The sequence below is a fragment of the Rothia sp. HMSC061E04 genome (genome assembly GCF_001813685.1).
In the GTDB taxonomy this organism is placed as follows: Bacteria; Actinomycetota; Actinomycetes; order Actinomycetales; family Micrococcaceae; genus Rothia; species Rothia mucilaginosa.
Genome location: NZ_KV813702.1, coordinates 58,454 through 69,012 on the forward strand (window position 1 = coordinate 58,454; position 10,559 = coordinate 69,012).

Below are 10,559 nucleotides of genomic sequence, written 5' to 3' on the forward strand. Positions count from 1 at the left end.
CTGAGCTTCCCCGCCGGGTTAGCGGGCAACAAAACTACAGAACGGGCCCTGCCGTCAGTGTTCTTCGTGACACCGGCGGCAGGGTTGCCGTGAAAGGGAGAATATACTTAAAGCCGTGATACAGCATTCAAAACCTGCGCGTTTAGGCATTGGAATTATTTCCGCCGGGAGGGTCGGATCCGTCCTCGGTGCGGCTTTGCGTGCCTGCGAGCACACTATTGTGGGTGTTCACGCGGTGTCTGAGGCTTCCCAGGAGCGCGCCGCGATGCTACTTCCCGATGTGCCGTTGCTGCCGGTGGAGCAGATTGCTGAGCGTAGCGAATTGCTGATTCTCGCGGTTCCCGATGATGAGCTGCCGGGCCTCATCACTTACCTGGCGTCCTCGGGAAGTATTACCGCCGGTCAGATTCTGGTGCACACCTCCGGCCGTTACGGCACCGAGGTTCTCGCACCGGTAACCGCGCTGGGCGCTATCGGTTTGGCGATTCACCCCGCCATGACGTTTACCGGCATGTCCGTGGACCTGCAGCGTCTGAACGGCACCTGCTTCGCCGTAACCGGACCCGCACCGTTCATCCCGATTGCTCAGGCACTCGTGGTGGAGATGGGCGGTGAACCCGTGCACGTTGCCGAGGCTGACCGAGCGCTCTACCACGCAGCCTTAGCGCACGCCGCGAACCACCTCGTGACCATCCTGGGTCAGTCCCAGCAGGTGCTCGCCTCCATCGGTATTGAGGACCCGGCACGCTACATGGGGCCGCTCGTTCGAGCCGCCGTGGACAATGCGCTCGCCAGCGGTGAGGGTGCTCTCACCGGGCCCGTAGCACGTGGAGACGCAGGCACCGTGAAGGCTCACCTTCAGGCTCTGAATGAGTACTCAGAGCATGAGAAAACAGGTGATATTACAGACTCTTACGCCGCTCTGGCACACGCAACCGCAAAAAGAGCGCATAATAGAGGTTTGTTAAACGATGAACAACTGGGACGAATTGAGGATCTGCTGGGTGAGTCTTCGGACCGCAACCACCCCGGCGATATTGATGATTCAGCCCCCGAAAACAAGGAGTTCTCGTCATGACTGAGACTTCGATGCCCCGAGTCGTGACCACCATTGCGGATTTCCGCACGGCAATCACCGAATCCCTTGCCGCCGCGCAGGAGGAACTGGACCGGGCAGCCCGCCAGGAGGCAGAGCAGAACGGCACCGCAGTTCAGTACAAGAACGCATCCCTGGGCTACGTGCCCACCATGGGCGCCCTGCACGACGGCCACGCAACCCTGTTGCGTCGCGCCGCTGAACAGAATGATGTAGTGGTCGCCTCCATTTTCGTGAACCCGCTACAGTTTGGCCCCGGCGAGGATTACGAAGCATACCCGCGCACCCTGGAGGCAGACGCTGCCCTGGCTGGTGCCGCCGGTGTTGACATTATTTTTGCCCCCGAGGTTGAAGAGATGTACCCCGATGGCGACCCGCTCATCCGCATTTCGAGCGGCGAGCTGGGCACCAAGTTTGAGGGTGCGACCCGTCCGGGCCACTTTGATGGCGTGCTGGCCGTGGTCAATAAGTTCTTCAACATTATTCGCCCCGCAGCCGGTAACCACCCGGTGAATGCGTACTTCGGTCAGAAGGACGCTCAGCAGTACATCCTGATTCAGCGTATGGTGCGCGATTTCAACCACGACGTGATCATGCGCCCTGTGGCGATTGTTCGCGAAGATAACGGTCTGGCGCTGTCTTCGCGTAATAGCTACCTGTCGGATGAGGAGCGCGAGTCTGCCCTGGTGCTGTCCCGCACTCTGGCGATGCTGCGTGAGAATTCGCTGAACCGTGGTTTCCACGAGATTGATTTGGACGGTGCGCGTGAGCGTATCAACTCCACTCCGGGTGTGCGCCTTGACTACCTGGAACTGGTCGACCCGATGACTTTCGGTGAGCCGACTGAGGAGTCGGAGCGAGTGCTGGCACTGGTTGCTGCGTTCGTTGGCCCGACCCGCCTGATTGACAACATGGACCTGCGCTAAGCGTTCGTTCGTTTAGAAGAGTCCCCAACACACTACACAGATAGGTATCACTGTGAGCACTGAGCACACTGCCGCACCGGCGATTGCTGATATGTCCGAGCAGATGCAGATTCGCCTGGAAAAGCGTGCGAAGCTGATCGAGTCGGGTCGCGAGGCATACCCGGTGGGTCTGCTGGATTCTGAGGGTAACCGCGTGGAACCCAACCACATTGAGGATCTGCGCGCCGAGTACGATCCGAAGCTGGCTGCTGAGGAGCTGAAGGCTGGCGACGAGACTGACCGTGTGGTGCATGTTGGTGGCCGCGTGGTGTTCGTCCGTAACACCGGTAAGCTGTGCTTTGCGACCCTGCAGGGTGGTACCGAGGGTAAGCGCATCCAGGCGATGCTGTCGCTGGCTGAGGTGGGCGAGGAGTCCCTGTCTGAGTGGAAGTCCCTGGTTGACCTGGGTGACCACGTGTTCGTGACCGGCCGCGTGATTGTTTCTCGCCGCGGTGAGCTGTCCATTATGGTGACCGATTGGAAGATGGCGTCGAAGGCGCTGCGCCCCATGCCGGTTCTGCACAAGGACCTGAACGAGGAAACCCGCGTTCGCCAGCGTTACCTGGACCTGATGGTTCGCGAGGAGGCTCGCGAGCTGGTGAAGAAGCGCGCCCTGATTACCCGCACCGTCCGCCGCGTGCTGGAGGATCACGGCTACATTGAGGTTGAGACTCCGGTTCTGCAGCTGGTGCACGGTGGCGCGACTGCTCGCCCGTTCCGCACCCACCTGAACGCTTTTGATCAGCCGATGACCATGCGTATTGCGACCGAGCTGCCGCTCAAGCGCGCAGTGGTGGGCGGTATTGAGCGCGTGTACGAGATTGGCCGCGTGTTCCGTAACGAGGGTGTGGACTCGACCCACAGCCCCGAGTTCACCACCCTGGAGTGCTACGAGACGTACGCTGACCAGTTCGTGATGGCTGAGCGCATGAAGGAGATTATCCAGAGCTGCGCGAAGGCTGTCGGTACCGAGCGTATTGAGACCGAGAACGGCACCATTGACCTGTTCGGTGAGTGGAAGTGGGTTGGCGTGTACCCGGGCCTGTCTGAGGCTGTGGGCGTTGAGATCACCCCCGAGACTGACGCTTCGGTTCTGCGCGAGATTGCTGAGAAGCACGAGGTGGATATCGACCCGAAGTGGGGCGCTGAGAAGCTGGTGACCGAGCTCTTCGGTGAGATTGTTGAGCCGACCCTGGTGAACCCGACCTTCGTGTACGATTACCCGCCGAGCGCTCAGCCGCTGGCGCGTCCGCACCGTTCCGGTGAGCCCCTGATTGAGGCATGGGACCTGATTATTGGCGGTATGGAGCGCGGTACCGCGTTCTCCGAGCTGATTGACCCGGTCATTCAGCGTGAGCGCCTGACCGCTCAGTCGCTACTGGCTGCTGCCGGTGACGATGAGGCGATGGAGCTGGATGAGGACTTCCTGCGCGCCCTGGAGCACGGTGCACCCCCGATGGGTGGCTTGGGTCTGGGCATTGACCGTCTGATTATGCTGTTGGCGGGCGATCAGGATCCGGAGCGTCCGGGTACTGTGGTGCGTCAGCCCGGTATTCGTGAGACTATTCTCTTCCCCTTGATGAAGCCGGAAGCCTAAGCTTTAGCTTCACCTGTAGGGTTTCTTGAACTTTGCCTTTAGGGGTGTGAGTGCGGCGGATGCCGCGGATACGGTTGTATCTGCGGCACCCGCCGTTTTCTGTGCACCCTTTTGCACGGTGTATAGCTTCTGAGGTGGAGTTTTCTGTTTATTTGCACAGGTCAGGGGCTTTTAAAGGGGTTTTCGTTCTATTCTGGTGCTGATTTATGCTGCTCTATTCACTCTGGCAGATGCTTCTGTTCTTGTGCACAAATGTGTTGTGTAAAAAGAATGAGGTGCTGGGATAGAGGTAGAATTTCGCTTTTGAATAGAGCTGAAATGTTATGGTGCGCATGGTCTATTGTGCAGACTCGTACGGGCGCTATATTTCACTCAGATTGTCGGGGGCGCCGGGGCGCATTATTAGGTGTCTTTGGCTCTGGGGCTGTGTCTGCTGTCTGGAAGAATCCAAAGTATTTGCACTCTGAACTTCACTTTAATGTTCTTGTAGCGGATGCAGATTTAACGGGGATGCACAGAAGCGATATATCGCTGCGGGTGATTGGCGCATTGTTTCAATGCTCAGAATATTTTCGGAATTTTTAATATAGTTCTGTTACTATATGAAAGAAAATTAGTACATAAATATATCCGGCACATTATTTTCTCAATCCTGATAGAGGCTTTTGGGTTTACTCCACAGGATATATGCAACAGATGAGGAGGTGCCTCAATGGCACAGAAGGTTCGCATCATCCTTGAAGACGATCTCGATGGCGGCCCCGCAGACGAAACTATCCGTTTTGGTCTGGACGGCGCTCACTACGAAATCGATCTGTCCTCCGCAAACGCAGCTCGCCTGCGTGACGCTATCCGCCCCTTCGTAGCGAAGTCCCGCCGCGTGCAGGGCACCGCTACCCAGCGCACCCGTGCTCCCCGTGGCACCGCTGTTCCGGTTAAGCGCAACCCCGAGACCGCAGCAATTCGCGAGTGGGCTAAGGCTAACGGCCACAAGGTTTCTGACCGTGGCCGCATCCACCAGGATGTTCAGGACGCATACTATGCAGCAATGAAGGCTCAGGGCTAAAAGTTCTAAGTTATTATGCGTAACCGGAGGGGTTGGTTCTTCAGGGCTCTAAACCTCCGAGTGCATAGGGCTCCGAGTGCTTAGGGCGGACGGTGTTATCACCGTCCGCCTTTTGTTTTGCCCTCTGTGGTGTGTGTTGATATGCGCTGTATATCTGTTTGGGGGAGTGAGGGGGTATTTTTACCCCCAATTCCAATTAACTATTTACATGTAAAATATATAGGGTTGGTTGGTGGTGCAATCTGTGCAATACCGAGAAGGGTATTGGTTGACCGAAGGAGCATAGTTTACATTCGGATTCTGTGTTCGTTTAGATTGCATGCATCGGCAGGATGGCTAAAGGTGTTGTTGCATTAATCTCTTCGACGCTGTTGTTGTGCGCCGAGATATTCTCCCTGTAAGAGGTGCAGAGCGCACCCTGAATAGAATCGAAAATAATAAGCATTCTACCTATGTGTCGACGCGGGGATTTCCTCTGATGTCGAGATAATTATCGGATGGAATTCTGGCGCAGATCGCCTGAAGATTATGCGGAAATATATACCGGAAATGGTGCCGTATATATTTTGCGAATTATTGAAATTTCTCACTTAAACATATAAATTTTTAAAAATTTCTGCAATATATTCATGCACGTGCAGGAAACAAGGGGTTTAGGTGTTGGTCTATGTGGGTTCTTGTGTGTTTACTTTTTCCTTAGCCCCTCGTATTGGCACCGTAGCCCCTCGGAACCCACCTGTAGCACCTTCCCGCGGTACATCCGACGGTAATATGCGCACACTCTGCACAGGCAACCCCGGGAAAAGTAGTCAGCCCCAGGAGAAGCAGTCACCACCGGCAAAAACAGGTAGCACCGACCGGGTGGCACCCCGTCCACCTTCAGTAGGCTCACCTGCGTGAGCTAGACCCCTCAAAACCGCCCCCGAACCCCGCTAGAAGCCCCGAAACCGCGCCTAAACCGCCCCTAGAACGCCCCGAACAGCTCATCTGTTCTCTTGATGGCGAACAGACGTCCATCAGCCCGCCCTTTCAGTCGCGCTCAACGTACTCTTGTATCAATAGGAAAATGCAAGGAGTGCGTAAATGTTTGAACGCTTTACCGATCGAGCTCGGCGCGTTGTGGTGCTTGCCCAGGAAGAGGCACGCATGCTCAACCACAACTACATCGGTACCGAACACCTTCTGCTCGGTCTGATTCACGAGGGCGAAGGCATCGGTGCCCGTGCCCTGGAATCATTGGGCGTTACCCTGAACGCAGTACGTGAACAGGTTCAGGACATCGTCGGCCCCGGCCCCCAGGCGCCTAATGGCCACATCCCCTTCACCCCGCGCGCGAAGAAGGTTCTCGAACTGTCCATGCGCGAGGCTATTCAGCTGAACCACGGCTACATCGGCACCGAACACATCCTGCTGGGTATGGTTCGTGCAAACGAGGGCGTGGCAAACCAGGTGCTGGTCAAGCTGGGTGCTGAGCCCGCTGCCGTGCGCCAGGCCGTTATGGACCTGATTTCCGGTTACCCCGGCAACAACTCCGGCGATAAGGAAACCGCTGGCGTGGGTGCGGGTAACTCTCGTGAAGGCACTCCCGCGGGTTCGACCATCCTGGATCAGTTCGGCCGCAACCTCACCGCAGCAGCACGTGAGGGCGAACTGGACCCGGTCATCGGCCGCCACAAGGAGATGGAACGCGTCATGCAGGTCCTCTCCCGCCGTACCAAGAACAACCCCGTGCTGATTGGTGAGCCCGGCGTCGGTAAGACCGCTGTCGTGGAGGGCCTGGCACAGGCTATCGTGCACGGTGACGTCCCTGAGACCCTTAAGGACAAGCACCTGTACACCCTGGACCTGGGCTCCCTGGTCGCAGGTTCGCGCTACCGCGGTGACTTCGAAGAGCGCCTGAAGAAGGTTCTGAAGGAGATTCGCTCCCGCGGCGACATCATCCTGTTCATTGACGAGATTCACACCCTCGTTGGTGCAGGTGCCGCAGAGGGCGCAATTGACGCTGCCTCCATCCTCAAGCCCATGCTGGCTCGAGGCGAACTGCAGACCATCGGTGCAACCACCCTGGACGAGTACCGCAAGCACATTGAGAAGGACGCCGCCCTGGAGCGCCGCTTCCAGCCGATTCAGGTTGATGAGCCCTCTCAGGAGCTCGCCGTGCAGATCCTCAAGGGTGTGCGCGATAAGTACGAGGCGCACCACCGCGTCACCATTACCGACGAGGCAATCGAGACCGCCGTGAACCTTGCGGCACGCTACATCTCTGACCGCTTCCTGCCGGATAAGGCTGTCGACCTGATTGACGAGGCGGGCGCACGCCTGCGCATCAAGCGCATGACCGCACCCCCGGAAATCAAGCTGCTCGACGAGAAGGCAGCCAAGCTGCGCCAGCAGAAGGAAGACGCCATCAACTCCCAGGATTACGAGAAGGCCGCAGGCCTGCGTGATCAGGAGCAGAAGGTTCTGGCTGAGAAGGAAGAAGCCGAGAAGGCATGGCGCGAAGGCGGCGACGCATTCGGCACCGTGACCCCCGAGGTTATTTCTGAGGTTCTTGCCGCTTCCACCGGTGTTCCGGTCTACAAAATCACCGAGGAAGAGTCCAGCCGCCTGCTGACCATGGAGCAGGAGCTCCACAAGCGCGTCATCGGCCAGGAGCACGCTATTGCGGCACTGTCCCGTGCTATCCGCCGTACCCGCGCAGGTCTGAAGGACCCGCGCCGCCCCGGTGGTTCGTTCATCTTCGCCGGCCCGACCGGTGTGGGTAAGACTGAGCTTGCTAAGGCTCTGGCTGAGTTCCTGTTCGGCGATGAGGATTCGCTCATCACCCTGGATATGTCCGAGTACCAGGAGAAGCACACCGTCTCCCGTCTGTTCGGTGCGCCTCCCGGCTACGTTGGCTACGATGAGGGCGGCCAGCTGACCGAGAAGGTCCGCCGCAAGCCCTTCTCCGTGGTCCTGTTCGACGAGGTTGAGAAGGCTCACGCCGACCTGTTCAACTCGCTGTTGCAAATCCTGGAAGACGGTCGCCTGACCGACTCGCAGGGTCGCGTGGTGGACTTCAAGAACACCGTCATCATCATGACCACCAACCTGGGCTCGCGCGACGTGAACCGCCGCATCCCGGTCGGTTTCCAGGCGATGGATGACACCGCAGCCGACTACGAGCGTATGCAGGCACGCGTGATGGAGAACCTCAAGGAGCACTTCCGCCCCGAGTTCCTCAACCGTGTGGATGACATTATCGTCTTCCCGCAGCTCTCCGAGTCTGAGATTCTGCAGATTGTGGACCTGTTCGTGGGTCGCCTGGCTAAGCGCCTGGCGGAGCAGGATATGTCCATTGAGCTGACCAACGCTGCGAAGGTTCTCATGGCAGCTAAGGGTTACGACCCGTCCATGGGTGCTCGTCCGCTGCGCCGCGAGATGCAGCGCAACATTGAAGACGCCCTGTCTGAGAAGATTCTCTTCGGCGACATCAAGCCCGGTGAGAAGATCACCGTGGACGTTGAGGGTGAGGGCGACTCCGCGAAGTTCGTCTTCTCTTCTCAGCCGATGAAGGAGCTGGCTCTGGACTCGGTGCAGGAGCTGAACGAGGGCGAATCTTCTGAGGCTCCCGCATCTGAGGCACCTGCCGCTGAGGGTCAGGGTGGGGACTAAGCCCTAGATAGCTAGGTTTTAGCGCACTAAACGCCTGTGGGGCGGTACCGGAATTATTCGGTACCGCCCCACAGGCGTTTCTATGTGTTTGCGAGGCTCTAAGCCTTGGGAGACTCTAGAAGCCCCGCAGGAGCCACGAGGAGCCTTTCTGCGGCGGGTACTAGAGCGAGACGAGCACTGTATCGCCCTGCGTGACTTCGCGGGCGAGAGAGTCCGCCAGCAGCCCCGCGTAGCAGCGCTGTAGCTGCTCGGCGGCGGGGGAGAGTGCATACAGCGCCTTGAGCGGGCGGTGCACCGCGGCGGGTGCATCAGCCGGGAACGTAAAGTCTGGCGAAGAGGCTGCAACGGGTGAAGAGGTCGTATCACCAGCCGCAGCTACACCCGCGCTTAAAATCAGCTCGCGATTCACCGGCTCATGCGCCGCACGCAACACCGCCATGACCGCCCCGCGCACCTGACGGTCCGTGCCGTGCCAACTCTGGCCCTTGGGGGTGTAGTCCGCCTCCGGCTTGCCCGCCGCAACCCAGGCGCACAGATCCTCCACTGGGCACAGCTCGCAGGTCGGGGACTTCGCCGTGCAGACCAGCGCGCCGAGCTCCATGGTCGCCGCATTCCACAGGCAGGAGGTGGGGGTGTCGGCGGGCATGAGCGCCTCCGCCAGGCGAGTCTCAGCCGCCGTCAACGAACGCGAGGGCAACGCCTTGCCAGACACGGCGCGCGCGTGCACGCGGCGGATATTCGTATCAATCACCGTGGCGCGCAGGCCAAACGCAAACACGCTAATCGCCGCCGCCGTGTAGGAACCCACGCCCGGCAGAGCCAGCAGCGCCTCGTAGTCGGCGGGCACCTCACCGCCGTGCTGCTCCACAATCGCCACAGCGGCACTGTGCAGACGCTGCGCGCGGCGCGGGTAACCCAGGCGGCCCCAGGCGCGCACCGCCTCCGAGGCGGGCTCGGCGGCGAGGTCGGCGGGGGTGGGCCAGCGGCGCATCCATTCCTCCCACACGGGTAGAACGCGCTTGACGGGGGTCTGTTGCAGCATGAACTCGCTGACCATCACACCCCAGGGGGTGCACTCGTCACGACGCCACGGCAAATCGCGTGCCTGGTCGAGGAACCACCGGTTGATTCGGTGGTGGAGCGCCTCGGTATTCGTGCCTTCGGGCAGGGTAGGTTCCGGGCGTGTGCGTGCGGTGCGTTTGGGCTCTGAGGTCATCCGAAAAGCCTACGCCACAGGGCATATATTCCCAAAACTGCATGAACAGAGTTCACTGTGAATCTCAGGGTTAAACCCGGTATCCTTAAGGGTATGTCTGAAAATGGTCCCGTTCTACCTCCCGAAGTCTACCGCCGCCGTCGTATCGTGGCGGTTATTGCTCTGCTCGCTGTCATTCTGCTGTTGGTCGCTGGCGTGACCTCCATGGTCGGCATGATTAACGGCAAGAAAGACGCCACTGTAGCCTCCACCGCGACGGCTTCCGGCGCGCCCTTCCAGAGCTTCAGTGCTCGCCCCACCGAAACTGCTTCGGCTACCCCGTCCGCTAGCGCGACTGCCTCTGCAACTGCATCGGCTACTGCTTCGGCAACCCCCTCGGTGACCGCTTCTGCGGCACCCACTGCAAGCGTGACCACCGCCGCGGCAACCCCTGCGGCAACTACCCCCGCACCGGCACCCTCGGTGACCACTGCGGCTGTTGTTGCGGCGTGCACCGCGAACGACCTGAAGGTGACCGTCACCCCCGCGAAGCGTACCTTCGCAGCCGGTGAGCAGGTGTCCTTCCACGTGACCTACACGAACTCCTCGAAGACCCCCTGCGCTGTGGGTGGCGAGGGCGTGAACACCGGCGTGGACCTGAACATCACCTCCGGTGCGGCTCAGGTGTACACCCGTAGCCTGTGCGCGGCGACCGCCGTTCAGAAGTCTGAGGTAGCCGCAGGTGCCGAGGGCGCAACCGACCTGGCGTGGGACCGTAAGATCAACGTGCTGGGTTGCTCCTCCGCTTCGACCGCTCAGAAGGGTTCCTACTGGGCTTCGGCTACCGTCAATGGCGTGACCTCGGCTAGGGTGAACTTCGTGATTCAGTAGTTCACTTCTATAGTTTTCGCCCCTGTGTGGGCGTGATAAGCCCCCGTGCTGGATGTTCTTCTGAACTGCGCCCCGAAACTTGGACGCATTTAATA

The 10,559-nt window shown here is 59.4% G+C and carries 7 protein-coding genes; 6 read left to right on the forward strand and 1 reads right to left on the reverse strand.

Annotation, left to right across the window (positions count from 1 at the left end):
- Positions 1 to 115: 115 nt before the first annotated feature.
- From HMPREF2927_RS05180 to HMPREF2927_RS05200, 5 genes are all read left to right on the forward strand, one after another.
- A complete protein-coding gene (locus HMPREF2927_RS05180) occupies positions 116 to 1,078 on the forward strand; it encodes a Rossmann-like and DUF2520 domain-containing protein (RefSeq protein ID WP_070686141.1) in 963 nt (320 codons plus the stop codon).
- A complete protein-coding gene (gene panC, locus HMPREF2927_RS05185) occupies positions 1,075 to 2,022 on the forward strand; it encodes a pantoate--beta-alanine ligase (RefSeq protein WP_070686143.1) in 948 nt (315 codons plus the stop codon). Before HMPREF2927_RS05180 ends, panC begins: the two co-directional genes overlap by 4 nt.
- A gap of 52 nt (positions 2,023 to 2,074) precedes the next feature.
- Positions 2,075 to 3,658, forward strand: coding sequence for a lysine--tRNA ligase (lysS, locus tag HMPREF2927_RS05190; RefSeq protein WP_083311187.1), 1,584 nt, complete (start codon positions 2,075 to 2,077; stop codon positions 3,656 to 3,658).
- Between the two features lie 712 nt (positions 3,659 to 4,370).
- The gene (locus tag HMPREF2927_RS05195) at positions 4,371 to 4,724 is read left to right on the forward strand and encodes a histone-like nucleoid-structuring protein Lsr2 (protein ID WP_070686147.1); all 354 of its coding nucleotides are present in this window, start codon (positions 4,371 to 4,373) and stop codon (positions 4,722 to 4,724) included.
- Between the two features lie 1,083 nt (positions 4,725 to 5,807).
- Positions 5,808 to 8,378: an ATP-dependent Clp protease ATP-binding subunit gene (locus HMPREF2927_RS05200; RefSeq protein WP_070686149.1), complete on the forward strand. Its 2,571-nt coding sequence runs from the start codon at positions 5,808 to 5,810 to the stop codon at positions 8,376 to 8,378.
- A gap of 160 nt (positions 8,379 to 8,538) precedes the next feature.
- Here HMPREF2927_RS05200 and HMPREF2927_RS05205 read toward each other — a convergent pair whose 3' ends face one another.
- Positions 8,539 to 9,594: an HhH-GPD family protein gene (locus HMPREF2927_RS05205; RefSeq protein ID WP_070686151.1), complete on the reverse strand. Its 1,056-nt coding sequence runs from the start codon at positions 9,592 to 9,594 to the stop codon at positions 8,539 to 8,541.
- A gap of 93 nt (positions 9,595 to 9,687) precedes the next feature.
- Here HMPREF2927_RS05205 and HMPREF2927_RS05210 point away from each other — a divergent pair, with 93 nt between their 5' ends.
- A complete protein-coding gene (locus HMPREF2927_RS05210) occupies positions 9,688 to 10,464 on the forward strand; it encodes a hypothetical protein (RefSeq protein WP_070686153.1) in 777 nt (258 codons plus the stop codon).
- Positions 10,465 to 10,559 lie beyond the last annotated feature (95 nt).

Coding starts and splice junctions, on each gene's coding strand:
- panC (WP_070686143.1), top strand. CDS start 1,075: ATGACTGAGACTTCGATGCCCCGAGTCGTGACCACCATTGCGGATTTC.
- HMPREF2927_RS05195 (WP_070686147.1), top strand. CDS start 4,371: ATGGCACAGAAGGTTCGCATCATCCTTGAAGACGATCTCGATGGCGGC.
- HMPREF2927_RS05200 (WP_070686149.1), top strand. CDS start 5,808: ATGTTTGAACGCTTTACCGATCGAGCTCGGCGCGTTGTGGTGCTTGCC.
- HMPREF2927_RS05205 (WP_070686151.1), bottom strand. CDS start 9,594: ATGACCTCAGAGCCCAAACGCACCGCACGCACACGCCCGGAACCTACC.
- HMPREF2927_RS05210 (WP_070686153.1), top strand. CDS start 9,688: ATGTCTGAAAATGGTCCCGTTCTACCTCCCGAAGTCTACCGCCGCCGT.